Annotated in this window: 20 protein-coding genes; 3 read left to right on the forward strand and 17 right to left on the reverse strand. The window is 61.3% G+C overall.

Features of this window, described 5'->3' with window-relative positions:
* Positions 1 to 81: 81 nt before the first annotated feature.
* From PAF12_RS06305 to PAF12_RS06340, 8 genes are all read right to left on the reverse strand, one after another.
* Complete coding sequence (locus PAF12_RS06305) at positions 82 to 4005, reverse strand: amino acid adenylation domain-containing protein (protein ID WP_271109259.1); 3924 nt, start codon at positions 4003 to 4005, stop codon at positions 82 to 84.
* Positions 4006 to 4035: 30 nt separating this feature from the next.
* Entirely contained in the window at positions 4036 to 5385 is a 1350-nt protein-coding gene (locus PAF12_RS06310) for a class I SAM-dependent methyltransferase (RefSeq protein WP_271109261.1), read from the reverse strand.
* A gap of 71 nt (positions 5386 to 5456) precedes the next feature.
* Positions 5457 to 7727, reverse strand: a complete 2271-nt coding sequence (locus PAF12_RS06315) for a FepA family TonB-dependent siderophore receptor (RefSeq protein WP_271109263.1) — start codon at positions 7725 to 7727, stop codon at positions 5457 to 5459.
* A 196-nt stretch (positions 7728 to 7923) separates the two neighbouring features.
* Complete coding sequence (locus PAF12_RS06320; protein WP_271109264.1) at positions 7924 to 8676, reverse strand: heme ABC transporter ATP-binding protein; 753 nt, start codon at positions 8674 to 8676, stop codon at positions 7924 to 7926.
* A complete protein-coding gene (locus PAF12_RS06325) occupies positions 8673 to 9755 on the reverse strand; it encodes an iron ABC transporter permease (protein ID WP_271109265.1) in 1083 nt (360 codons plus the stop codon). The genes PAF12_RS06320 and PAF12_RS06325 overlap by 4 nt, the downstream gene beginning before the upstream one ends.
* Positions 9752 to 10648 carry an ABC transporter substrate-binding protein gene (locus PAF12_RS06330; protein WP_271109266.1) on the reverse strand — a complete coding sequence of 299 codons (897 nt, stop codon included), beginning with the start codon at positions 10646 to 10648 and terminating at the stop codon, positions 9752 to 9754. Before PAF12_RS06330 ends, PAF12_RS06325 begins: the two co-directional genes overlap by 4 nt.
* A 79-nt stretch (positions 10649 to 10727) precedes the next feature.
* Positions 10728 to 12737: a TonB-dependent receptor gene (locus PAF12_RS06335; RefSeq protein ID WP_271109268.1), complete on the reverse strand. Its 2010-nt coding sequence runs from the start codon at positions 12735 to 12737 to the stop codon at positions 10728 to 10730.
* A 487-nt stretch (positions 12738 to 13224) separates the two neighbouring features.
* The gene (locus PAF12_RS06340) at positions 13225 to 15522 is read right to left on the reverse strand and encodes a heavy metal translocating P-type ATPase (protein ID WP_271109657.1); all 2298 of its coding nucleotides are present in this window, start codon (positions 15520 to 15522) and stop codon (positions 13225 to 13227) included.
* A 170-nt stretch (positions 15523 to 15692) separates the two neighbouring features.
* Between PAF12_RS06340 and PAF12_RS06345 the strand changes: the two genes are divergently transcribed.
* Positions 15693 to 15974, forward strand: coding sequence for a metal-sensitive transcriptional regulator (locus tag PAF12_RS06345; protein WP_271109269.1), 282 nt, complete (start codon positions 15693 to 15695; stop codon positions 15972 to 15974).
* 86 nt (positions 15975 to 16060) lie between these two features.
* Here PAF12_RS06345 and arsH read toward each other — a convergent pair whose 3' ends face one another.
* The 5 genes from arsH to PAF12_RS06370 are packed head-to-tail and all read right to left on the reverse strand — an operon-like array spanning position 16061 to position 18736.
* Complete coding sequence (arsH, locus tag PAF12_RS06350; protein ID WP_271109270.1) at positions 16061 to 16792, reverse strand: arsenical resistance protein ArsH; 732 nt, start codon at positions 16790 to 16792, stop codon at positions 16061 to 16063.
* Positions 16767 to 17189: an arsenate reductase (glutaredoxin) gene (gene arsC / locus PAF12_RS06355; RefSeq protein ID WP_271109272.1), complete on the reverse strand. Its 423-nt coding sequence runs from the start codon at positions 17187 to 17189 to the stop codon at positions 16767 to 16769. Before arsC ends, arsH begins: the two co-directional genes overlap by 26 nt.
* A 10-nt stretch (positions 17190 to 17199) precedes the next feature.
* A complete protein-coding gene (locus PAF12_RS06360; RefSeq protein ID WP_271109274.1) occupies positions 17200 to 17883 on the reverse strand; it encodes an MIP/aquaporin family protein in 684 nt (227 codons plus the stop codon).
* A complete protein-coding gene (locus PAF12_RS06365) occupies positions 17880 to 18392 on the reverse strand; it encodes an arsenate reductase ArsC (RefSeq protein ID WP_271109276.1) in 513 nt (170 codons plus the stop codon). The genes PAF12_RS06360 and PAF12_RS06365 overlap by 4 nt, the downstream gene beginning before the upstream one ends.
* Positions 18393 to 18403: 11 nt before the next feature.
* Complete coding sequence (locus PAF12_RS06370; protein WP_271109277.1) at positions 18404 to 18736, reverse strand: helix-turn-helix transcriptional regulator; 333 nt, start codon at positions 18734 to 18736, stop codon at positions 18404 to 18406.
* 218 nt (positions 18737 to 18954) lie between these two features.
* Here PAF12_RS06370 and PAF12_RS06375 point away from each other — a divergent pair, with 218 nt between their 5' ends.
* Positions 18955 to 20295, forward strand: coding sequence for an FAD-binding oxidoreductase (locus tag PAF12_RS06375; RefSeq protein ID WP_271109278.1), 1341 nt, complete (start codon positions 18955 to 18957; stop codon positions 20293 to 20295).
* A gap of 40 nt (positions 20296 to 20335) precedes the next feature.
* On the opposite strand, the gene PAF12_RS06380 is transcribed toward PAF12_RS06375, so the two are convergent.
* Positions 20336 to 20767, reverse strand: a complete 432-nt coding sequence (locus PAF12_RS06380) for an Lrp/AsnC family transcriptional regulator (RefSeq protein WP_271109279.1) — start codon at positions 20765 to 20767, stop codon at positions 20336 to 20338.
* A 125-nt stretch (positions 20768 to 20892) separates the two neighbouring features.
* Here PAF12_RS06380 and PAF12_RS06385 point away from each other — a divergent pair, with 125 nt between their 5' ends.
* Positions 20893 to 21960, forward strand: coding sequence for a saccharopine dehydrogenase family protein (locus tag PAF12_RS06385; RefSeq protein WP_271109280.1), 1068 nt, complete (start codon positions 20893 to 20895; stop codon positions 21958 to 21960).
* A 75-nt stretch (positions 21961 to 22035) separates the two neighbouring features.
* Here PAF12_RS06385 and PAF12_RS06390 read toward each other — a convergent pair whose 3' ends face one another.
* From PAF12_RS06390 to PAF12_RS06400, 3 genes are all read right to left on the reverse strand, one after another.
* Positions 22036 to 23634 carry an iron ABC transporter permease gene (locus PAF12_RS06390; RefSeq protein WP_271109281.1) on the reverse strand — a complete coding sequence of 533 codons (1599 nt, stop codon included), beginning with the start codon at positions 23632 to 23634 and terminating at the stop codon, positions 22036 to 22038.
* 124 nt (positions 23635 to 23758) lie between these two features.
* Positions 23759 to 24784: a Fe(3+) ABC transporter substrate-binding protein gene (locus tag PAF12_RS06395; protein ID WP_271109284.1), complete on the reverse strand. Its 1026-nt coding sequence runs from the start codon at positions 24782 to 24784 to the stop codon at positions 23759 to 23761.
* A gap of 102 nt (positions 24785 to 24886) precedes the next feature.
* Positions 24887 to 25954 (reverse strand): ABC transporter ATP-binding protein, encoded by a 1068-nt coding sequence (locus tag PAF12_RS06400; RefSeq protein ID WP_271109285.1) that lies wholly within the window; start codon positions 25952 to 25954, stop codon positions 24887 to 24889.
* Positions 25955 to 26120 lie beyond the last annotated feature (166 nt).

Raw genomic sequence — 26120 nt, forward strand, 5'->3', positions numbered from 1 at the left:
TACGGCTTGCCTTCTCATCGGCTGGCTGCGCAGATTGCAGCACTATATTCCAGATTAAAATTGTCAACCATAAGCTGCGACTTAAACCATCCTTGCCGCGATAATTTCTGCGATCTGGTCCGAGGCGTCCGGCGAGGTCGTCTCTGCGTGCAGGAAAGGCACGGAAAGCTGCTCGACATACGCGGCATGAGGCAGCCACATATCGCTGCTCAGATCACGGTCCTTGTGGTCAAGACCGGCGCGGATATGGGTCAGCCGCCCGGAAAATACGGCGTGATGATGACCCCGGACAAGACGGTTGGTGTCGGTTACAACACGCACAACCCCGTCCAGCACGCGGTCAGGCAGCGCACCAAGCGCGGTATCGCCCCGCTTCAGAAACGCCAGAACCTTTTCGCGCGTGTCCAGGTCGCGATGCGCCTCCGGGTCATGACCGGCGATGGCCAGAAGCGCACGAAGCGCTGCCATCGCGTCAGGTTCCGGCTCGGACCGCCAGGCTTCGGCCGGATAGCTGTCCAGCAGCGCGACCAGCCCGACGGCGCGGCCGCGCGATTCCAGCTCGGTCGCCATCGCATGGGCGATAATTCCGCCGACAGACCAGCCGAGAAGATGGACCGGGCCGCTTGACGCCTTCTCCTCCACCAGCGACGCATAGTGGCGTGCCAATGCGGTCAGGCTCGGCGGCATTTCCACGTCCGGATCAAGCCCCGGATGCTGGATCCCCCAGACAGGCCGACCGGGCGCGATCCCGCGGGCAAGATGGCGATAGCCCCAGGACAGTCCGCCGGCAGGATGGACGATGAACAGCGGCGGCGCGTCCGGGTTTCCATCGGCAAGCCTGATCAGCGGGCCGAGCCCGTCTGCCACCACGCCGCGCGCCAATGCGTCAGCCATATCTTGCAGCACGGGTGCTTCAAACACCGTGCCGAGGCCGGGTTTCGCGCCGGTTTCCTCTTCGATCCGCAGGATCAGCCGGACCGCCGTTAGTGAGTCGCCTCCAAGCGCAAAGAAATCCGATTCCGCCGTGGCAGGTTCGGGCAGGTGAAGAATTTCGGCAAAAAGCCGCGCCAGCAATTCCTCGCTTGCCGTTTCGGCGGCGCGACCGCTGGCACGGAAGGACGGCTCCGGCAGGGCTTTGCGATCCAGCTTGCCGTTTGGCGTCACCGGCATGACATCCATCGCGATTTCAGCCACGGGAACCATATAGGCAGGCAGCCTCGCTGCAAGCGCCTGAGCCAGCTTTCCGGCGTGGTAATCGCCGTCAGGGATCAGATAGGCGACCAGCTTCCTGTCGCCGTGCCGATCCTCCCGGGCCAGCACCACCGTTTCCCGGGCGAGGCCGGTTCCCATGATCGCCGCCTCGATCTCGCCCAGTTCGATGCGGAGGCCGCGAATCTTGACCTGATGATCGCTGCGGCCAAGAAACACGACCGCACCGTCATGGCGCTGCCTTGCCACATCGCCGGTTGCATATAAGCGTTGATGCGGGTCGGCTGGATCGGGGATGAACCGCTCGGCAGTCAGATCATCTCGGCCAAGATAACCCCGCGCAAGCTGCGCGCCGCCCAGATAGAGATTACCCGCAAGGCCGGGCGGTTGAGGGCGCATCCGGTCGTCCAGCACCGAAAGCCGGGTGTTCCACACCGGCCAGCCGATCGGCACTGGGTTCGACGCATCTACCGGCGTGGCGGGCCAGTAGCTGACATCGACCGCCGCTTCGGTCGGTCCATACAGATTGTGCAGCTCCGCCCCGATACGCCGGTGAAACCGGTTGCGCAAATCGGCTGTAAGCTCCTCGCCCGAGCAGAACACACGCCGCAGCGACAGACCTTCGCTTTCCGGCGCGGCCAGAAAGGCCGACAGCATCGAGGGGACGAAATGAATGGTCGTGATATCGTGCCGCCTTATCAACTCAGCATGCATCCTCGGATCGCGATGCGCAGCGGGCGGCGAGATGACCAGCGTGGCACCCGTTATGAGTGGCAGGAAAAATTCCCAGACTGACACATCGAAACTCGCGGGCGTCTTTTGCAGGATGCGGTCATCCGGCCTGATCCGGTAATGCGAAGCCATCCAAAGCAGCCGGTTCACAATCGCGCCATGTTCGACAGCAACCCCTTTCGGCGCGCCGGTCGAGCCAGAGGTGAAGATGACATAGGCCAGATCGGAGGGGGCAGGCCTGACGCTGTTGCCGCCCGTGCGTGGCCAATCATCGGTCATCAGCATTGCCGCGTCGCGGGGCAGTTTCGCGGCCAGATCGGGGCTTGTCAGCACCGTCACCGGCTTGGCCTGCCCGATGATCCCCGACAACCTGTCCGGCGGATGTTCAGGATCAAGCGGCAGATAGGCCGCGCCCGCGCGCAGAATGGCAACCAAGGCCACTACCAGTTCAACCGAGCGTTCCAACGCCACCGCCACGATCCGATCCGGCCCCGCACCCGTCTGCATCAACCGATGGGCAAGTGCTGCGCTGCGCTGATCAAGCTGCGCATAGCTGAGCTTTGTGCCGCCGAATTGAAGCGCGGTTGCTTCTGGCGTGGCCCTCATCCGGGTTTCGATCAGTTCTGGCAGCGTCGTATCAGGCAACGGATGACGCGCCGCAGCGACCTGTTTTTCAAGCGTCGCAATTTCTGCCGGGCTGGCCGTGGGAATTTCTGCAAGCCTGTCGGAAGAAAGCGCGCCCAGCAGAAACTCTGGCAGCCGCAAGGAATGACCGGCGACGTCCGGCTTGCTGTAAAGATCAGGATTGGCATCGACCTCGAACAAAATACCAGCCTCCGGATCGCCGCGAAACGTCAGCGTCAGATCATCGACCGCACCCGCGCCGAGGATATGCAGCGCGACCTTCAACCCGGCGAATTGCGGCGGTCTGTCGAATGGCTGAACATTGACAAGCGGCCCGTAGAGCCGTCGCGCGCCGCCGATCAGGCCCAGTTCACGCCGCAGATATTCGCTGCGATAGAGACCGTGCCGGCGGGCCTGTCGCATGTCGTCAGCTAGCTCTGAAAGAAAATCAGCCGTCAGGCGGTCTTCATCCGGTGCCACCTTCTGCGGCAGCACGTTCATCGCCATGCAGGGGATCCGTGCAATCGGCCTGCCAAGCCGGGCCATGAAGGGCAATCCAACGGTGATGCTGCCCCCGGTCCAGCGCGCCAGATAAGCCGCCGTCAGACTGGTCAGCACATCCGCCCAGTTCTGCCCCCCTTGCTTTGCAAAGAGGTTGAGCCGTTCCAGCAGCTTCTCCGGTAGCCAGCGGCTTTCGCGCAGGAAATGCCTGGCGGTGACCGCCTGCGGACCTGCAGGGCCGGTGACTTCGGCCATGTCGCTCAGCCTGTCGTGCCACCAGAGGCGCGCGGCCTCCCGTCTGTCCGCACTGCGCCATTTGCTGTCATCGTTCAGCACTTCCCCGTATGCAGGAAAGGGCATTGGTGCCTTACCCGACCCGATCAGCGCATTGTAATGAGCCGCGATCTGGTTGGTCACCAGCACCATTCCGTAACCGTCAATGGCCAGATGATGAATACGCTCGTAAAGCAGGTGATGCTGCGCGCCGAGGCGGAACAGGGTAAACGCCGCAACCGGTTCACGCGCCAGATCAAGCGGACGCTCGCTGTCGGTTTCCATCCGGGTCAGGGCTTCGCGCCAGGGTTCATCGCAATGCGTCAGATCCTCGACAGAAAGTGCCAACGGTCCGGGATCGCACCACTGAACCGGCCCGTCCGGGGTCTGCCGAAAACGCAGATGCAGGGCCTGCGCCTCTTCCGTCGTCAGCCGGACCGCCTCGACCAGCGCATCCGTGTCGAGCGGCCCGGTCATTTCGAGATATTGCCCGGTATTCAAGATCGGATTGGCGGGATCGAGCGCTTGCGCATACCACAGCCCCTCCTGCGCTTCCGTAAGGCGGTGCAGGGTTGAGGGCGGTTCGCCTCGTTCGCCGGAATCAGCGGGACCGGAAAAGGTGGTGTTTATCGTCACGTTTTCGCCACCGTCATTGGAGAGCGTCACGGCGGATACGCCGGCGCACGATGCTTCGATCTATTTTAATTCGTTCAGGCATAGCAACTTGCGCAGCCTTGATCCCCCCAGCCCCAGCCTGAGTTCGTCGAGCCTTTTCGGGGTGACGGCAAGGGCGGACCCAATCGCCGGGGCGGCGAGTGCGGGGACGTCATGTCCCGCCTCGGCCTCTTTCAACAGCAGCCGGTTCAGCCGCGCGGCTGGCTGGATCTCAGGCTTACTCACCCAAGGATGAGCGATCCCTGCCCAGAGTGCCATCTGCAATGCCTGATTCAGCAGACCGGGTCGCCCCTTGAACGGCGCGATCTGCTCAAGGCGATCAAAACGCAGCGATTCCTTCTTGAGAGCATCCAGAAGCGGCCCGAAAATTGCGGCATCGCCCTGAACAGGGCCGATGGTGGTCTCGAACCGTAACGCGCCCGCAGGGGGCGCATCGGGCAGCAGCGTCCATTCGCGGTCACGCAGCATCTGCAAATGCGCCTTATCGCTCGCCGGTTCCGCGGGTTTTCCAAAGAGATCGTACCGCAAGGGCTGATTTCTGGCCATGTCCTTCATGGTCTCGCGAAGGACGACATCCTTGATCGGTAGAATGGACTTGGCGGCGGCCTCGGGCAGCGAGACGGCGTCGATATTCTCAATCGGCTTCGCACTGCCCAGCCAGCGCAAACCATGCTGCGACATCAGGCCGTGAACTTCAGCAAAGCCGAGCGGCGTGAAATTCGGGTTCAGATATTCATGCGCCAGATAGGCTGGACGCTCATCCAGCAGTGTATCCAGCGTTTTCTCTGCATGAGGATGCAACTGGAAGAAACCGGCCTTCGCCTTGCGCATGGCCTGAAGCAGCGCCAGCCCTTCGGCAATCGGATCGGGCCTGTCCGCCACGGCACGGAACACGGCATGAAAGGCGCGGAATGCGGCCCCGCCCGGCTCGCTCATGTAATGCAAGGCGGCGAGGCCCCGAGGGTTCAGAACGCCCGCAGAGGTCGCGGCTATGGCGCTACGCACGCGGTCCGGCACCCATGACAGGACGCCGTGGCAGACGACGAAATCGAAAGCGCCCTCAACCGCGCCCGGATCGGTCAGGTCGGCGCAGATGAAGGTGACGTTCTCCAGCCCGGCAGCATCGGCGCGGGCCTTTGCCATCGCGATATGCTGAGGGTTGAGGTCGATCCCGACAAAGCGCATCGCCGGATTGGCAGCCGCCAGCACAGCAACCCCGAAACCCTGCCCGCATCCAAGCTCACACCAGCTTCCGTCGCGTGCCGGAGCGGGCCGACCGAGCGCCTCGCTTACAGCCGAAAGCCACAGGGGTGACTGCTCCCTGTGGAAGAATGCCGGATAGACGACGTTCTGAAGATAATCCCCGGTCATACTACCGTTGTCGCGCGTTGAAAATGCAGACCGGGGCGACCGGAGCCGCCCCGCCAAAGTTCGGACCCGTATCAGAAAGACTGTTTCAGAGACAGGTAGAAGGCCCGACCGGGTTCGTTATATGTATTCGCACCGCCACCGGAATCCGTCCTGAGGATGGTCTTGTCGAAAACGTTGGAGACACCGCCGGCCACGCGCGAGTTTTCGTTGATGTCCCAGACTGCGCCGAGATTGACCAGCGTATAAGGATCGCGGGTCGTCGTCTCTTCAAATTCCGACTTGGTCGTCGAATTAACGCTTGCCGCTTCGATTTCACCGTAATGCGTAGCTGACAGGGTAAACGTCAGATCAGGTGTCGCATACCAGTCGAGCGCCGCGTTGATCGTGTAGTCGGGCACAAGGCTCAGCGGCTGGCCATCACCATTTTCCGACTTGATCATCTTGGTGAAGTTCGCGTTGAAGGCGAACTGGCTGCCGATCGGGGTCGCGAAATTCCCCTCAAGACCCGAGATGACGGCATCGGGCTGGTTTTCCCAACGGAACAGACGGTTTTCCACAGCCCCGGTGTTTTCCTGAACAAAGCCCGAGCCGATGCGGTTGTCGTAGTCGTTGTGGAAATAGGTCAGGCTGGCATTGACATCGTTCAGCCCCGTATAGGCCACGCCGATTTCCTTGTTGAAGCTGGTCTCGGGCTCAAGATCCGGGTTGCCGAGGACATAGCACGGACCGCTCAGACGCTCACCGGCGACATAGGGGCAGCCCATGCCTCGCGTGACATAGACGTAGTTCGGGTTGAGCTGATACAGGTTCGGTGCCTTGAACGCCCGCGCGATACCCACCTTCATCGACCATTCATCGTTGAAATCATAGGTGGCGTTGAGGCTTGGCGACAGATTGCCGCCGAAATTGTCGTTGTGGTCGTAACGCAGCGCGGGCGTCAGCGTAAGCTGGTCGGTCCACTCGATATTGGCTTCGGCATAGATCCCGATGGTGTTCTGCTCGGTCTTGGGGTCGCGGTCCGCGCCCTCGGACGGGATGCCAAGCTGTGCTGCCAGATCCTCGTTCAGCCCGCCACGGATCGAGATTGCGTCGTCCAGAAATTCGCCGCGATAATCGGCACCCAAGGTCACGCGGCTGTCGCGGCCCGCAAGTGTCATCGGCAAAATCCATTCCGTCTTGGCCGAGATATTGTCCAGCGTGATCGTGCTGAACGCCGTCGCGTCATTTTCGCCGTCACCGTCAGTATCAATGCATTGGGTGATATTGTCTTCGACGCCGCCTGCCGTACCGGCGCAGAGACGCGTATTGTCGGTCTGCTCCCATTGCAGATAGCTGTTCGATTCACCGAAACCATATTCGCCCCGATGCGTCATCGCCAGCGTGCGCCGATACATGCGGTTGGTTTCGGTGCCGATCAGATTCTGATCGCCCACATCTTCCTGAACGCTGCCGTTGCGCGAGTCGCCCGCGTATATATTGCCCTGACGCGAAAAATTCGCCTCGAAATCAATTTCATGCCCCGGCGCGGCATTCCAGGTCAGAAGCGCACCGATATCCTTGTTGACGACACCCTCGTTCCCGGCCAGCGCCGGATCGTCCTCCAGCACCGCGCCGCTGTCCGGATCGATATTGGGGCGCGTCGGATTGATGTCCGGCTCGTCCGCGTCCGTTTTGTTATAGTTGCCGAACAGCCGGAACGTCAGCCGCTCTCCGGCCGGTCCCGCGATCATGAAATTCGTGCGTTTGGTCGCGCCTTCCTTGTCGCTTTCGGGAAACTCCAGATGCGCGCCCAGCTGTCCCATGAACGTATCGGGACGCTTGGTGATAATATTCACGACGCCACCCGATGCGCCCGATCCGTAACGTGCTGCTGCGGGTCCGCGAATGACCTCGATCCGCTCAACCAGTTCTGCCGGCACCCAGTTCGAATCCCCGCGCGTGTCGCGCTCGCCACCACGGCTCATCTTGACCGAATTGCGCGACAGCACCGGCTTGCCGTCGATCAGGATCAGCGTGTTCTCCGGACCCATACCGCGAATGTCGATCTGTCGCTGGTTTCCCCTTTGTCCGGTTGCTGTTGCGCCGGTCAGGTTTACACCCGGCTGCCTGCGCACAGCCTCGGAAATATCATTGGTGACAGGGCGTTTCTCAAGGTCTGCCTCGGTAATATTCGACACGCCGAGCGCCTGCAAAGCCTGTTCTTCGGCCGTCAGGACAATCGTGTCGAGCACGATAGCATCCCCCGGCGCGGCGACCTCCTGCGCCAGTGCAGAAACAGACATGCCGCTCAGCAGCAGTCCAAGCGCAGTCGTTGTCCGTAATTTCTGTTTGGCGGTGAACATGACCAGGTCTCCTGAAATAATAGGCGTGAGAGCTGGCAGACCTGCTGGCCGAGGTTAATTTAGGCGACTCTTTTAGTGCGGTATAGCTTTATCGAATAGAACGCCGCGCTGCTATTCGCGGGCGTTGTTTAATTGTCACAAGGAGAGGCCGGGACGGACACGCATGTTGAGTGGGTTGCTGAAAGCCTGTGGAACATCAGCTTGTCAGGATGACCGGGCAGGCACGGCGCGGATGGGTCATGACGCAGACATCCTGCCGGTAGACGCTGCCGATCAACTCTTCGGTCAACACCTCCCACGGGGTACCCTCCGCCGCGATGGCGGCGTTGCGCATCAGCACAATCCGGTCGGCATGCGCTGCCGCAAGGTTCAGATCGTGCAGCACGGCCAGAACCGTTGCGCCGTTCCGGGCCAGTTCCACAGCGCCGCTCAGAACCCGTTCCTGATGGCGCAGATCGAGCGCGGCGGTCGGTTCATCCAGCAGGACAACCGGGCATTCCTGCACCAGAACCCGGGCGAAGGTGGTCCGCGCCTGCTCGCCGCCGGACAGCGTCTGCGCATCGCGCCACGCCATATGTGCGATCTCCGCCTGCGTCATGGCGGCATCAATCACTGTCGCGTCATCATCAGGCGGCAGGTCACGAAAGGCGCGGCCCATGCCGACGACCTCATGCACCTGATAGCCGAAGCGGATGGAGGAGCCTTGCGGAAACACGGCGCGGATCTGCGCCAGATCACGCACGCTGTAGTGCTTCATTGGCTTGCCGTTCAGCCGGACCTCACCCCGATCGGGGACGAGATCACCGGCAATGACCGACAAAAGCGTGGACTTTCCGGCCCCGTTCGGCCCGACCAGAGCGGTGACAGTGCCGGGCCGACAGGTCAGGCTGACATCGTCCAGCAGCAGCTTGCCTTCGACGCTGAGGCTGACATTGCATACCTCAATCACGATTGCGCCCCCCGAGCCTTGCCGCGCCAGATCATCCACAGGAAGAACGGCCCGCCGAGCGATCCCATGATGACACCGATAGGCACCTCGTTCGGCGGGTCCATCGTCCGCGCAGCCAGATCAGCCAGCATGACCAGAAGCCCGCCTCCGACTGCGGAAAACGGGATCAGCTTGAGATGGCCGGGGCCGATCAGCAGCCGGAAGATATGCGGAACGACCAGCCCGACGAAGCCGATGGTGCCATTGAACGACACCGCCGCGGCGACCAGCAGCGCGGTCACAAAGATCAGCTTGCGCCGCAGGCCCTTTACATCGACACCCAGATGCCGCGCTTGTCTTTCGCCGAGCGCCAGCAGATCCAGCGGCCGCGCCCACGCCATCAGCAGCGCAATACCCGCAATCGCAGGAATAATGGTAATCCCGACGGTCAGCCATTTCGCTGAAGACAGTGACCCCATCGACCAGAAGGTCAGGGTCTGAAGCTGATCGGCGGTCGCCAGATAGGTCAGATATCCGGCAAAGGCCCCGCCGATGGCATTGACCGCGATCCCGACCAGCAGCAGCCGCGAACTGTCGGCGCCCTCACGTCCGGGCCGGGCAAGGCCATAGATCAGAAACGTCGTAGCCACACCGGCGGCAAATGCACCAATCGGCAGCGTCCAGATCCCGAAGGCCGAGATCTGGAGCACGATGACCGCAATCGCCCCCAGTGACGCGCCCGAAGACACGCCCACAATGCCCGGATCGGCCAGCGGATTGCCGAACAGCCCCTGCATCGCTGCCCCACAGGTCGCAAGGCTCGCACCGACAATGATGGCCGTGACGCTGCGCGCCAGCCGCAAGTCCCAGACCACGGCGGCATTCAGCGCCTGATCCGCATCAAGCTCTGCCCCCGAAAATCGGGAAGACAAGGCCGCCGCAAGTTCGCTCAAGTTCAGCGAAACCGGCCCGATTGCGATTGTCGCAAGAAAGGTAACCACAAAGAACACTGCGAGCAGCGTTGCGATGAGGGCGGTCCGGTCTGCCGGGCGCTGCGGCGCAACGGGTGAGGCATCGAAGTCGGATCGTATTGATGTCACGGAAACATCTCCGCCAAAGCCTCGGCCAAAGCCAGTGTAGCTATCCCGCTGGAGGCGGCATCGGCGCGGACGTGTAATTCCTGCATGACGATCAACCGCTTGTTCTGACCGGCAGGCGTATGCGCAAGCCCGGGATAGTTCAGCCAGATCTGGTCCGGATCGCCAAACATCGGCAGTTCCGCTGCCGAGATGATGACCACATCCGGGGCCATCAGAATGACACCTTCAGGCGTGACCGAGCGATAACGGTCCATGCCGACATCCGCCGCGGCATTCTCTGCCCCGACCCGGCGGATCAGATTATGCACCGCCGTTCCCGTCCCGCCCGCAGAAAAACTGCCGCCCGCCCCCTGTTTCGAGGCGTGGAGGATACGCAGCGGACGCTCCGCGCGCGTTATGGTTTCGGCCTGCGCATAATCGGCCAATATCGCTTCGTTGAGTTTATCACCCCTGTCCTTCAGCCCGAGCAAAGCGGCCATACGCGTGACCTTCTCGGTGGCAGGCAGGGTCCGGTCGATCAGTTCGGTCGGGATTTTGATGGCATCGAGGCCGGTCAGCAGGCGTTCATATCTTACATTCGAAGCCACCACCACGCCGGGCCGCATGGCGGCGATCCCTTCGACCCCAGCAGTCTCCCGCATCTTCACCGGCGTATCCCCGATCCCCGGCAGATCGACCGCATCCGGGCGGGCGAGGATGCGATCCGCAGCGCCAAGCGCAACCGCGATCTCAACCAGATCGGTGCCCAGAAGGACCAGATCCCGTGGGCCTGCGCCGGTTTGGTCAGCTTCAAACAACTGCGGATAGGCCAGCCGGTCGGTAACGTCGATGGTTTCCGCCATGATGGGACGGGCCAGCAGGACCAGAAATGCGGCTGATATGACGCGAAACATGGATGCCTCAGGGTTAACTGGCAGGAACGAACGGACGGAGGACAGGACATTCGCCCGACCCCCATCCGTTTGCTTGCGATCAGAACGTGCTTGTCAGACCGACGAAGTAGCGACGGCCGTCATTATAATTGGTCGTACCGAAGGTCTTGTCGCCGACATTGTAAACCGCTGCGCTGGCGCGGAAATTGTCGTTGACGTCATAATGCACGCCGATATCAAACGTGGCGTGCTCTTCAACGAAGGACGATCCGGTATCGAAGGTATCGCTGCGATACTGCGCGTTCGCCCAGGTATTCAGCGCCGGAGTTGCCTGCCAGTCGACGCCGATATTGACGACGTGGCGCGGATTGTTGTTGAACCGCTCGCCCTCGGCCTCGCCCTTTGTGATCTTGCTGTCGGCATAGGTGTAGTTCATCGCGATATCGACATCGCCCAGCGAGAAATCGGCGGTCGCTTCGATGCCGCTCAACTCGGCACGGTCGCGGTTTACATATTGACGGATCCACTGGTTGGGGTCGCCATTTGGCCGCTGCCCGCAATCGGTGTCGACGGCAATATCACAGACCGTATTCCGGTCGATGCCGTTCTTGAAGCGGGTGTGATATGCGGTCAGGCCAAGCTGCGCCCCGCCCGCACTTTCCCAGATCGCGCCGATTTCGAAATTGGTGGTTTCTTCGGGTTTCAGATCGGTATTGCCCTGATCGCTGCCGCGTCCGCCACCGGCAGACTCAAAGATATTGCTGTCGGCCTGTTTCAGTGACGGCACATTGTAACCGCCGCTGACACCGCCCTTGATGGTCAGCGCATCGGTCGCATGCCACACGCCATAGACGCGGGGCGTGACCTTGGATCCATATTTCTCGTTATCGTCGTAGCGCAGACCCATCGTCACGGTCAGATCGTCATTGATGCTGTAGTTATCCTCACCGAACAACGCCCAGTGCCAGCGCTCCATCGCTGCATTCGGTCTCGCGTTCTGGTCGCGCGGATCGGACAGGAAGCGGTCCAGATCATGCACGGTTTTTTCATCGCGATAATCGATGCCGACGGTCATCTCATGATTGCCGAAAGCCATGTTTGTTTTCGAGTTGAAGTTCAGCATCTCGTAGCCCGAGACGTTATTACCATTCTCGAAATCGACATCCTCGAAGGTCACGAAGGAGGTGGTTTCATACCCCGTACCCCAGCTGAGATTATGCCGGATGCTATAGTTCATCCGGTCGACGCCGATCCCGTTCGAGTCGCCGGTTTCCAATGTGGTCGTCTCGGTATCGTTCGTGCTCGAAGCGACCTCGAAGGAAAGATCCTGCATATCGTTGAGGACCCAGTTCAGCCGCGCGCCGAGCGATTTCCGGTCGATCTCCTGCGACTGCAATGTGTCACCGCTGCGACCAGACACAACCATCCTGTCCTTGTCGCGGTCGTGATACGACCCGAACAGCGCCAGCCCGAGCCGATCCGAAACCGGACCGCTGAGATAGAACCGCGCCTCGCGCGCATCACCCGCATCCCCGTTCTTGTAGCTGGTCAATCCGACCGTGGTCGAACCGGACCAGACATCTGCAACAGGTTTGGTGATGATATTGATCACGCCGCCCGATGCGGCAGAACCGTAAAGCGAGGACATCGGCCCACGGATCACCTCGATCCGCTCGATGGCCGACGGCGGCGGCAGATAGGTCTTGGCGAGGCCGCTGCCATAGCCGTTATAGGTCGCTTCCTGCGAGTTGCCGATTGGTTTGCCATCGATCAGCGTCAGAACATATTCCTCACCGAGGCCCCGGATCGACACCTGCTCCCCGCCCGAACGCGAAGACGGCGCGCTGACAACCACGCCGGGAATATCACGCATCACATCCGCAACACTGGAATAGGGCTTCGACGCGATATCATCGCTGTCGATCACCGTAATCGTCGCCGGTGCATCGACAATCTGCTGCGCGAAGCCCGCCGCCGTGATGACAATGGTATCCAGAACAACCGGATCGCTTTCGGCGGTGATTTCTTGCGCTAAAACGGGCAGTGCTGCACCACCCAGCAAAGCACCTAACGTGCCGGTTACAAAGCGATAGTAATATGCGGATTTCATCTCGGCCTTCCCATCATGTTAAAGGATCATGAGGCTGGCCGTTCTGCTCGCGGCGCAGATGCTAGGTATCTTCGGCCGGGAAATGAACACTACCCGTCAGTTCATGGGCATTTTACTATGCTTGCTCCCAAATTAGTTGCCGATCCGCACCACTTGTTTTCTTGTTTTGTTGCGGTGCAAAACTACTTCAGCAACTTCACAATCCGCACCCCGAATTTCCTAATGCATTGATTATAAAATCAATAAATTATCAGTGTTAGTGTATCGACTACAATAACGCCGTCGTCTGAAGCGTTTCGGCGGCGGTTCTGAGACTTATCTAAGAACGAAGACCCAGGGTTCTTGGCGGCGTTAAATGTCTCTCCCGCCGTCATTGTCCATGCTCAGGCGTGTTTCGGTGGACAGGGCCGCCGTGACAAACAGGCCGGTCAGCACATTTCAGTAACGCATAATCCGAAAATCACCGAATAGGCCCCCTATCCTTCCCTTACAACTTCACCCGCTTCAGCCTCAGCGCATTAGCAATGACGGAGACCGAGGATAGCGACATGGCGGCCGCTGCGATCATGGGTGACAGGAGCACGCCGAAGACCGGGTACAGCACGCCGGCGGCGATCGGGATGCCTGCCGTGTTATAGGCGAATGCGAAGAACAGGTTCTGGCGGATATTGCGCATCGTTGCCACGGCCAGCTTGCGGGCGCGGACGATGCCGGTCAGGTCGCCGCCGAGCAGGGTCAGGCCGGCGCTTTCGACCGCCACATCGGCGCCGGTTCCCATGGCGATACCGACATCTGCCGAGGCGAGGGCCGGTGCATCGTTCACGCCATCCCCTGCCATAGCGACCTTGCGGCCCTTGTCGCGCAGGCCGTCGATCAGATCCTTCTTGCCCTCGGGCAGCATTCCCGCGCGGACCTCGTCAATACCCAGCTGCGATGCGACCGCCTGCGCCGTGCGTTCATTGTCACCCGTGGCCATGATCACCCTGATCCCCTGTTCATGCAGGTCGCGGATCGCAGCCCCGGCGGTAGATTTGATCGGATCGGCGACGGCGACGAGGCCTGCCAGCTTTCCGTCCAGCGCCACGAACATCGCCGTCTTGCCTTCACCCCGAAGACGGTCGGCGGTATCCTCGCCCGTATCGCAGTCGATGCCGAGTGATTTCATCAGCGCATTGTTGCCAAGCGCCACATCGCGGCCATCAACCTTGCCGATGACGCCCTTGCCGGTGATCGCCTCGAACTCCTCCCCACTGCCAAGGCCCAGACCGCGTTGCTTTGCACCGTCGACAATCGCTTCGGCCAGCGGATGCTCGGAAGCGCGCTCCAGTGCGGCGGCGGCGGACAGCAATTCATCCTCGGGGACATCTCCGAAGCTGGTCACATCGGTCAACGCCGGCTTGCCTTCGGTCAGCGTGCCGGTCTTGTCGACGATCAGCGTATCGACATCGGCCATCAGCTCCAGCGCCTCGGCATTCTTGACCAGAACGCCCGCCTGCGCGCCGCGCCCGGCAGCTGTGGTGATCGAAATCGGCGTCGCCAGCCCAAGCGCACAGGGGCACGCGATGATCAGCACCGAGACAGCCGACGCGATGGCGAAGACGAAGGACGGGCTGGGGCCAAAGATCAGCCAGACGATGAAAGCCAGAATGGCGATCACCACAACCGTCGGCACGAAAATGGCGGACACGCGGTCGGCCAGACCCTGGATCGGCGCCTTGGACCGCCGGGCGCCTGCCACCATCTGCACGATCTGCGCCAGCACGGTATCTGCGCCCACATCGGTGGTGCGGATTGCCAGCGAGCCGTTCTTGTTGATCGTGCCGCCGGTCACGCGGTCGCCTTGGACCTTTTCGACCGGCACGGGTTCGCCCGTGATCATACTTTCATCGACCGAGGAGCGCCCCTCGACCACTTCGCCATCAACCGGCACGCTGTCGCCGGGCCGCACCCGCAACAGGTCGCCGGCCATGATATTCTCCAGCGGTGCGTCGTATTCCGTGCCATCCGGCAGGATCCGGCGCGCCATCTTTGGTGCCAGATCCATCAGCGCGCGGATAGCGTCGCCGGTTCGTTCACGCGCCCGTAGCTCCAGCACCTGCCCGACGAACACCAGCGCAACAATGACCACGGCGGCCTCGTAATAGGTGCCGACGGTTTCGCCCATACGGTATTCTTCAGGGAAGATACCCGGCAGGAAGGTCGCAAACAGCGAATAGAGATACGCCGCCCCGACCCCGAGGGAAATCAGCGTCCACATATTCGGGGAACGGTTCCGAAACGAATCCAGTCCGCGCTGGAAGAAGGGCCGCGCCGCCCACAGCACAATCGGCGTTGCCAGAAGGAACTCCAGCCAAATCGCCGTCCGGTGTCCGATCCAGTCGCGGACCGGAATGCCGACCATCTCCCCCATCGTCAGGATCAGCAGCGGCACAGCCGCTGCAACGCTGATCCACAGCCTGCGGGTGAAATCGGTCAGTTCCTCACTCGGCTCATCCGAGGGGACCATCGGTTCAAGCGCCATGCCACAGATCGGGCAGGCACCGGGTTCGTCGCGGATGATCTCGGGGTGCATCGGGCAGGTCCATTGCGTGCCTGCGGGGGTCGATGTCTCAACCCGGGCCGCGGCACCGGATGCGTAGAACCACGGATCGCCGTCGAATTTCGACTGACACCCATCGGAGCAGAAATAGAAGGTTTCGCCGTCATATTCGCGCTGCCGAGCCTCCGGTTTGATGGTCACCTGCATGCCGCAGACCGGGTCAATAGCCTTACCCTCTTCAGGCATCGCGGGCGCGCCGTGAGATGTCGTATCCGAAGCGGAATTGCCGTGAGAACCGTGGTGCTTGTGATCCATGAACGTCCCTCTCGCAAATACCTGTAGGGGGTATATTTTTCTTGTCCTATACCCCAGCAGGGTATAAATCAAGTCCAATTTCCGAGCCGCGGAGGCAATTCATGCCGCATAGCAAGCAAAACAGTGACGCAATCCTGAAACGCCTGTCGCGATTGAACGGTCAGGTGCAAGGCGTCTCGCGCATGGTCGAAGAAGGCCGGTACTGTGTCGATATTCTGAACCAGACGGCGGCCATCCGGTCCGCCCTTCGGGCGGTCGAGCGTCTGCTTATCGAAGATCACGCCCGAAGCTGCATGGAAGACGCGATCCAGTCCGGTGATCAGGAACGTCAGCGTGTCATGTTCCGCGAAGTCGTCGGCTTGCTGGAAAAAGTTCGCGAATAAGGCGCGGCCTCTGAGGCCAGCGGCATGAACCCGGCACCTTCCTTCGCGTCGCGCCGGGCCACAGGTCAGGCGATAGGGTGGTCTGCTTACCGGGCCGCAGTGGTGTTGACCCTGCTGATCAGCTCCGCGCCGCTTTCCTTACGTTCGGAATAGCGATCAACGAGATGCTCACGAATATCGCGCGTCAGAAGCGTGAAGCGGACCAGCTCTTCCATCACATCGACGATCCGGTCGTAATAGGGCGACGGTTTCATCCGCCCTTCCTCGTCGAACTGCTGGAACGCCTTGGGGACAGAGGACTGGTTGGGGATCGTCAGGCAGCGCATCCAACGGCCAAGGATGCGAAGCTGGTTCACGGCGTTAAAGCTCTGCGAGCCGCCGGAGACCTGCATCACCGCCAGCGTCTTGCCCTGTGTCGGGCGAACTGCGCCGAGCGATAGCGGGATCCAGTCGATCTGGGTTTTCATGATGCCGGTCATCGCGCCATGCCGTTCCGGCGACGACCAGACCATGCCGTCGCACCATGTCACCAGATCGCGCAGTTCCGCGACCTTCGGATGATCGACCGGGGCATCGTCCGGCAAAGGCAGGCCGGACGGGTTGAAGATCCTTGTCTCAGCCCCGAAGCGTTGCAGGATCCGCGCGGCTTCCTCGGCGGCGAACCGCGAAAAGCTGCGTTCCCGAAGCGAACCATAAAGCAGCAAAAATTTCGGCGGAGACGTCGTTCTTGCGGCCGGAAAGAGAGAGTTCGGATCAATTGTCCTGAAATGGCTTTCGTCGAGTGCAGGCGTGTCAGGCAATCCGGTTTCCTTCCGCATCGATAATCAGTTCCCCGTCCTCTTTGTGCAGCGGTCCCGGCGGCAGTTTTTCCAGCAGGTCGAGGACCGTTTCGGAGGGGCGGCACAGGCGCACCCCTTTCGGCGAGCACACAATAGGACGGTTCACCAATACCGGATGTTCCAGCATGGCGTCCAGCAGGTCGTCGTCCGACACGGCCGGATCGGTCAGGCCAAGCTCGGCGGCGGGCGACTTGCTGACCCGCAGTGCTTCGCGGGGCGTCAGATCGGCAGCCGCGAACAGCGCCAGAAGCTGCGGGCGTGTCCAGCCCTCTTTCAGATACTCGATCACAACCGGCTCTTCGCCGGATTTGCGGATGATGTCGAGGACGTTGCGGGATGTCCCGCAATCGGGATTGTGATGGATAACGATGGTCATGTCGTTCCTGTTATTTGACGTTGTCCTGCTGTGCCGCCTGTGGCTGGAACAGCCATGCGACGAACCATGCGGCGATCAATGCGCCGATGATCTCCGCCACGACGAAAGCCGGCACATCCAAGGGCCTGATCCCCGCGAAGCTGTCGGAGAAACCGCGCGCAATGGCAACGGCAGGATTGGCGAAGCTGGTCGAGGCCGTGAACCAGTAAGCTGCCGTGATATACAGACCGACAAGCCACGGGATCGCCTCCGCCTTGACGCGAAGCCCGATGAGGATGCTGGCAAGCAGCCCGAACGTGGCCACGACCTCCGCCAGCCATTGCCCATCCCCGGTGCGCAGCTTCTGCGAGATCTGCACCACTGGCAGGTCAAACATCGCATGCGCCAGAAAGGAGCCGAGAATGCCGCCCGCGATCTGCGCCACGACATAGCCAACCGCAAGCGTCACCGGCAATTCCCGGCGCAGCGCAAACACAAGCGTCACGGCGGGGTTGAAATGTGCGCCCGAGACGGGGCCGAACAACGTGATCAGCACGATCAGGATGGCGCCGGTCGGGATCGTGTTGCCCAGCAGCGAGACAGCATCATCGGCGGACAGCGCGTCCGCCATGATGCCCGACCCGACCACGGTACAGACCAGCAACAGGGTGCCGAGCCCCTCGGCGACGAGGCGGCGGGACGGGGTAAATGTCATGCGGTCTCGGACCCTTCCTTGGTCTTCCCGATCTCGTCCAGCTTTTCCTGAAGCGACAGCTTGTCGAGCGACTTCATCGGCAGGCTGGCAAAGATCGAAATCCGGTTGCGCAGCATCCGGTAGGTTTCACTGAAGGCGAGCCGGATTTCAGCCTCCGTCCCGGTCGCGGCGGCAGGGTCCGGCAGGCCCCAATGCGCGGTCATCGGCTGACCCGGCCAGTAGGGGCATTCTTCCGCCGCTGCCTGATCGCAAACGGTGAAGACGAAATCCATCTTGGGCGCATCCGGCGTCGCGAATTCGTCCCAGCTTTTCGATCGGGCGAAATCGGTGTTGTAATTCAGCCGCTTCAGCAGGTCGATCGTATAGGGATGCACATCCCCTTTCGGTTTCGATCCGGCAGAGAAGCCGCGAAACTTGCCGATACCTTCCCGGTTGAGAACGGCTTCGGCAATGATCGACCGGGCGGAGTTTCCGGTACATAGGAACAGCACGTTGTACTTGTCAGGCATCTCGGAATTCCTCAGCAATTACAGATTAACTCTTCGAGCAAGGGCTCGCACAGCTCCGGCTTTCCGCCGCAGCAATCCTCAAGCAGAAACGACAGCAGCCCGCGCATATGGGTCATGTCGGCGAAATATCTGATCGCCCTGCCCTCACGCTCATTCCGCACCAGCCCGGCGTGCAACAGAACCGACAGATTGGCCGACATCGTGTTCTGCCGGACATTGAGTGCGGTCGATATTTCACCGGCCAGCATCCCATCACGCCCAGCCTTCACCAGCAGGCGAAAGACATCGAGCCTTGTGTCCTGTCCAAGGGCGGCCAGAGATGTGAGAGCGCGATTCTTATCCATATATCCAAGTTAGTTGATATATGGATAAGTTGCAAGACGGAGTCGCAATTTGAATGACGAATTCAAAAGCTCAGATGATTGCCGGCAAGGGGGGCCTCCGCTATCGAGAACCCGCACCAACGCGCAGGCTCTCTGGCATGCCGGACCCGTAATACATGCGACCCGGAAAGCATGAATTGCCCTGTTCTGCCGGTCGGATCGTTAAATATCGCCGCCCTTTGACAAATGCGGCTGGTCCCGGCGCGAAAGCCGGATATAGACCCGTCAAAACAGATTCGCTTTGGGAGACCACGCTGGATAATCTGGCAGGCCAAAAAATCGTCGTCCTCGGCGCGGGCATCGTCGGGGTCTGTGTGGCACTGGAGCTACAGGCGCGCGGCGGACAGGTGACGCTGGTCGACCGCGCGGAGCCGGGTTCAGAGACGTCTTTCGGGAATGCCGGTGTCATTTCCCGTTCGTCACTGGTGCCGCTCAACAACCCCACGCTTTGGTCGAAACTGCCGCGACTGCTGACCAACCGCACATGCGCGCTGCGCTATTCGCTGCCCTTCATCCTGCGCAATCCCGGCTGGGCGATCAGCTTTCTGGCGAATGCACGGCGGGAGGCTTTCAACAAGACCGCGACCGCTCTCGACGCGCTGATCCGCCTGTCAGCACCGCTGCATCTCGATCTTCTGGCGGCGGCGAAGGAAACCGGCAGGCTCAACGACACCGGCTGGTTCTTCCTTTATCGCCGCGACGCGGATTTCCAGAAATCGGCGCTGGCGCTGAACATCTATCAACAGTTTGGGGTTCAGGCAGAAATCCTCGATGCACCGACATTGCAACAGCACGAACCCGGGTTAAAGCCGATCTTCGCGCGCGCGGTTTGGGTAAAGGACTGCTATTCCGTGAATGCTCCGGGGGCGGTCGTGCGCGCCTATGCCGATCTGTTTGCGGCGAGGGGCGGAGAAATCCGCAAGGCAGATATCCGGGAAGTTGCAAAGGACGGCGATAGCTGGCGGGTCGTGACGGACAGTTCCACGCTGAGCGCGGACAAGGTCGTCGTCGCACTGGGGCCGTGGTCGCGCAAACTGCTCGAAAGCTCGGGGATGCGGGTGCCGATGGGGTATGAACGCGGCTACCATATGCATTATTCAGGTGCGGCTTCCGGGCCTCATCCCTCCCTGACCCGTCCGGTCTTTGACGTCAGCGGCGGCTATGTTCTGTCCCCGATGGCAGAAGGGTTGCGCCTGACCACGGGCGTGGAGCTGACCGAAATCGACGCCGCCCCCAATCACGCGCAGCTCAATATGGCCGAAGCAGCCGCATATCAGGCCATCGAGCTTGGCGAACGGCTTGACCCGCAACCCTGGCTCGGCCACCGGCCAACCATGCCCGACAGCCGTCCGGTCATCGGCGAAGCGCCGAACCGCAGGGGGCTGTTTCTTGCCTTCGGCCATCAGCATATAGGGTTCAGCACCGCGCCCGGAACGGCCCGCATTCTGGCCGATCTGATGGAGCGAAAAGCGACGGAGATTCCTGCCGCACCATTCGCCCCTGAGCGATTCATACGATAGCCAGCACATCCGTCACGCGGCTTGCAAGGCCCCGGACCCCTCAGCGCTGGAAGCGCGTCGACAGAATGACCGAGGACTGGGTTCTGGCAACCCCATCCATCTCGCCAATCCTGTCAATCGTCCGGTCGAGATCGCTGATCGACGGTGCCGCCACCTCTGCAATCAGATCGACGCTGCCGCTGACCGAGTGGACCGCACTGATCTCCGGCAGGCTGCGAAGCGCCTGAACCACGCCGCCAAGCGCCTTTTCCTTCAGGACAATCATGACATGCGCGCGGACGATATTGCGCCAATAGCTGTCCGACAGCCGAACCACATATCCCGCCACCACGCCCTCACGCTCCATACGCTCAAGTCGCGCCTGAACCGTGGTCCGCGACAGCCCCAGACGACGCGCAAGGACCGCAATCGGCATCCTTGCATCCTCCGATAACACGGTCAGAAGCTGCCGGTCCTTGTCAGAAATCGTCATTTCGATGAAATTCCCCTTCGATCTGTCAGAATTTTCCGACGTTTCTATCGTTTAAGCCGCTTCAAATCAACGAACCCGCTTGGGAAACTCGGCCTGAAACCACCCGTCAGACGGAGGAAACAGGGATGGAAAAAATCGCAGTGCTCGGCCTTGGAAAGGTCGGCAGCCTTGCCGCGGAGTTGCTGAACGAGCGCGGCTTTCAGGTCACCGGCCTCGACAACGCGGTCACGGATCATGATCGCCCCTATCAGGTGAAGCCCGTCGATGTGGCAGATGTCGCGGCGCTTGAAGCGGAGCTGGCACAGGTGGACGGGCTGCTCTCCTGCCTGCCCTTTCACCTGAACATCAACGTGGCGAAAACAGCCCACGCCGCCGGCATCCATTATTTCGACCTGACCGAGGATGTGCCGACGACCAAGGCGATTATCGAACTGTCGAAAACCTCGAAAGGTCTGATGGCCCCGCAATGCGGTCTTGCCCCCGGTTTCGTCGGCATCGTCGGTGCCGATCTGATCTCCAAATTCGACGACTGCCGGTCCTGCAAGATGCGCGTCGGCGCCCTGCCCCAGCACCCGACCGGACTGATGGGCTACGCCTTCAACTGGTCGCCCGCCGGTGTCGTCAACGAATATCTGAACGATTGCGAGGTTATCGAGGAAGGGACCGTCAAATGGGTCTCGGCAATGGAATGGGTCGAGAAACACGTCATCGGCGGCGTCGAACTCGAAGCCTTCACCACCTCCGGCGGGCTCGGCACGATGTGCGAGACCTATAAGGACCGGGTGCCGAACATGGACTACAAAACCATGCGTTATCCCGGTCACGTCAAGCTGATGAATTTCTTCTTCCACGAATTGCTGATGCGTGAACGCCGGGCCGAGGCCGAGGATATCCTCGTCAACGCAAAGCCGCCGGTGAAGGACGATGTGGTCTATGTCCATGTCGCCGCCGAAGGCACGACCGGCGGCAAGCTAGCGCGAAAGGAATTCGTGCGCGCCTACTACCCGCTGGACCTCGCCGGCCAGCAGCGCCCCGCCATCGCATGGACAACCGCAAGCTCTGTCGTCGCCGTGATCGAGATGGTCCGCGAAGGCACCCTGCCACAGCAGGGCTTCCTGAAACAGGAGGATATCCCGATGGACGCACTTCTGAACACCCCGACGGGGTCGGCATTTGCGGGTGGTCTGGTTTAGGGTCTTAGCTCATTCCTGATAATGGCAATGACTGCAAGGATCGGCCCCAAAGCCTTTCACCCCCAACAGTCCAAATCAGGACCCCGGCCCGCCTCGACCGACGCGGGCCAGCAATATCACCGGCAGCAGGCCGACCAGTACAATGGCGAGTGCAGCAAGCGCGGCGTCTTCATAGGTGCCGCGCGCGGCCTCGCCATACAGATGCGTCGCGAGTGTCTCGAAGTTCAGCGGGCGCAGCAGCAGCGTGGCGGACAGCTCTTTCATGCAGTCGACGAACACCAGCAAGCCTGCTGCGGCCATTGCGCCCCGCGACAGCGGCATATGGACCTGCCACAGCGTGCCCGACACGCCGTGGCCCAGCGTGCGGGACGCCTGATCGTAGCTGCGCGGGATACGGCTGAACCCCGCCTCGACCGAACCGACGGAGATAGCAAGGAACCGCGCCAGATAGGCATAGCCAAGCGCCACGCCGGAGCCGATCAGGATCAGCCCTGTCGACAGACCCAGCCAGTTTTCGGCCAGCTTCGCGATCTGCCGGTCAAGACCCGCAACCACGATCAGAATGCCGAGCGCCAGCACCGTCCCCGGCATCGCATAGCCAAGCGTCGCAATACGCTGCGCGGCCAGCACACCGGGGCGCGGGAAAATACGGGCCGCATAGGCAATACTGACGCCGCAGACCAGAACCGCGACGGTCGCAATGGCTGACAGCAGGAAGGTATTGCGCGCCTCGGTGAGAAGCACATCGGAGAGGCCCGCGAACTGGAACCGCCTCCATGCCTCGATACTCAGATAAAGCGCCGGGATCAGAAAGCCGAGCAGCACCGGCAAAGAACCGAGTGCGAAGGCGGCGATGCCCGCCCTGCCCGACAGAACGCGCGGCGCAAAGCTGCGTCCGCGCTGCGCATTGGTCGAATAGCGCTGGCGTCGGCGGGCCCAGCGTTCCAGCGAAACAAGCGCCACGACCAGCAGCAGCATCGCCAGCGAAATCTGCGCCGCACCGGGAAGATCCGACCGCGTTACCCATGTCGTATAGATCGAGATGGTCAGCGACCGGACGCCCAGAAACTCCGACGCGCCGATATCGTTCAGCGTCTCCATCAGGGCGAGGCTGACGCCCACGGCAATGGCCGGACGCGCCAGCGGCAGCGCGACGCGACGGAACACCTGACCGCGGGTGGTGCCAAGCGCGCGCGACACCTCGACCAGATTGGCGGCCTGGGTCATGAACATCGCCCGCGTCGGCAGGTAGACATAAGGATAGAGCACGAAGCTCAGCAGAAAGATCGCCCCCGCCATTGAACGGATATCCGGCAGGCGGAAATCGCGCGGGCTGTCATAGCCCAGAATGGCACGGATCGCCCCCTGCACCGGACCCAGCGGGTGCAGCAGGTCCAGATAGGCGTAGGCGACGATATAGGTCGGCACCGCCAGCGGCAGCAGCAGCGCCCATTCCAGCACCCGGCGGCCCGGAAAATCATAAGCCGTGACCAGCCACGCGCAGCTTGTGCCAATGACCGCGACCAGCACCCCGACCCCGGCCAGAAGCATCACGGTTTGCGAGATGGCATGCGGCAACACATTCGCCGCCAGATGCGACCACAGCCCGGCCGATCCTTGCGCCGCCTGCCACAGCAGCGCGAGCACCGGCAGCAGCACCAGCCCGGCGATCAAGTATCCCGCAACGATCCAGACCCTCCCGCGTGAGCGAGAGGGTCTCGACGTTTCAGTCCGGGATGTGATGGCAGATGTGATATCCAACAGCTAACATCTCAAAATTCGCCGGGATGCCCCGGCATCAGTTGTCGAAGCCGACCTTGTCGACCAGTTCACTGGCTTCCTTACGATAGGTCACGATCTCGGTCAGCGGCACGCTGTCCACGGTCAGCTCCCCGAAGGAGGCGACCATCGGATCGACCGGCGCGCCGGGTTTGACGGGGTGTTCGAAATTCGCCTCGGCATAGATTTTCTGCGCCTCGTCAGAGACCAGATATTCCAGAAGCTGCACCGCCTCGTCCTTGTTGCCGGCATATTTGGCAACCGCCGCGCCGCTGATGTTTACATGGGTGCCGCCGCCCTCGAAGGTCGGCAAGATCACCTTGATCGCGTCGCCCCATTCTTTCTGCTCTTCCCCGCCAGCCCCGGACCGCATACGACCGACATAGTAGGAGTTCGCCACGGCAATATCGCAGATGCCGCCCAGAATATCCTTGGCACCGTCGCGGTCGCCGCCACCTGCCTTGCGGGCGAGATTGGCTTTCATGCCTTCCAGCCATTCCTCTGCCGCCTCGGCCCCATGATGGGCGATATAGGCGGAGATCAGGCCGGTGTTGTAGGGATGCTGGCCGGAACGGATGCAGAGCTTGCCTTTCCATTTCGGATCGGCAAGGTCTTCATAGGTGATCGCGTCAAGGTCCAGATCCTTCGCCGCATAGACGACGCGGGCACGGGTGGACAGCGCAAACCACTGGTTCCCCGGATCGCGCAGGTTTTCCGGCACGGCGGCATTCAGCACCTCGGACTCGACCGGCTGGGTCAGGCCCTTTTCGACGAAATCGGCAAGCTTGCCGACATCAACGGCCATCAGCACATCGGCGGGCGACGCCTCGCCTTCTGCTTCGACCCGTTCGGCAAGGCCGTCTTTCAGAAAGACCGTGTTAACCTCGATCCCGGTGGCTTCGGTGAACGCCTCCAGCAAGGGCTCTACCAGACCCGGCTCACGCGAGGTGTAGAGGTTCAGTTCCTGCGCCGAAACGGCACCGGCACTGGCGAGCGTTGCTGCGCCAATGGCAATCGCACTGGTCAACTGGATGGATCGTGTCATGTCAGCTCCTCATGTTAAAACCGGCTTTGCCGGAAAGCAGTTCAGGGGCGGCGTAAATTGGTTGACTGTTTTAGTCAAGTTATAAGAATATGAAATTGCGATTTATTCGACCGGGATCTCCTCGGCGAAAACATGGATCTGCGCGCCGTTCAGCAACAGACCGACCTTGTCGCCCACGGCCATCGGAATGCGCTCATGGCTGTGCATCCGCAGCGGCTCGAACAGCGGATGCACGCTGATCTCGATCTGTTCGCTTTCACCGAGAAAGGTCTTGGAGACGATGCGGGCGGAGATGCCGTTCCCATCCGGCGCGATCGACAGCGCCTGCGGGCGGATACAGGCCAGGGCTGCGGTTTCATCGGGAAGTTTCAGATCGGTCGGAAAACGCCCGATAGGCGTCTCGATCTCGCCCTGACGCCATATCCCGGCCAGACGGTTGCACGGTCCCATGAACTCAGCCGTATAGCTGGTGATCGGGCGGTCATAAATATCGAAAGGCGTACCGATCTGCTCGATCACGCCGTCACGCATCAGCACGATCAGATCGCCGACGGCCAGCGCCTCCTGCGGATCATGGGTGACGAGGATCGCCGTCGTGCCCAATTGCCGCAGAATATCCAGCGTCTCGCGCCGGACCCGCTCCCGCAGACCCTGATCGAGATTGGAGAACGGCTCGTCCATCAGCAAAATCTCGGGCTGCGGGGCCAGCGCGCGCGCCAGCGCCGTCCGCTGCTGCTCGCCGCCGGACAAGGCATGCGGATAACGGTCGAGCAGATGGGTAATCCCGATCCGCTCCGCCACGTCCCTGATACAGGCTTTCTGCTCGCCACGGCTCAGCTTTTGCAGACCAAAGGCGATGTTGTCCGAAACGCTCAGATGCGGGAAAAGCGCATAATCCTGAAACATGAACCCGATCCGGCGCAGTTCGGGTTCGATAAAACAATCCGGGCCGGAGATCCGCTCTCCACCAAGTTCAATCGTGCCGCCATCGGGCTGGTCCACCCCGGCGATGAGCCGCAGCAGGGTCGATTTGCCGCAGCCGGACTCGCCCAGAAGGCAGGTGATCTGACCGGGAGGGACGGCCAGCGTTATGTCGGACAGCACGACATGACGACCGAACCGGCGCGATATCCGGTCAAGCCGGAGGCTGGGCGGTTGATCTGCCGGCATCGTCTGAACTCCGAATTTTGCCTGCCTGCCTTTAACGGCATTGGCGGATATAACCAAGTGTTTTACTTTTTATTCTCAGGGATCAGGGAAGGCAATTCGCGAACTGTCGCAGGAAAAATTTCGCCCGCGATCCCGGCGCAAGTTCATGGCTCAATCATGCATTTGC

Source organism: Paracoccus sp. SCSIO 75233 (assembly GCF_027912675.1).
In the GTDB taxonomy this organism is placed as follows: domain Bacteria; phylum Pseudomonadota; class Alphaproteobacteria; order Rhodobacterales; family Rhodobacteraceae; genus Paracoccus.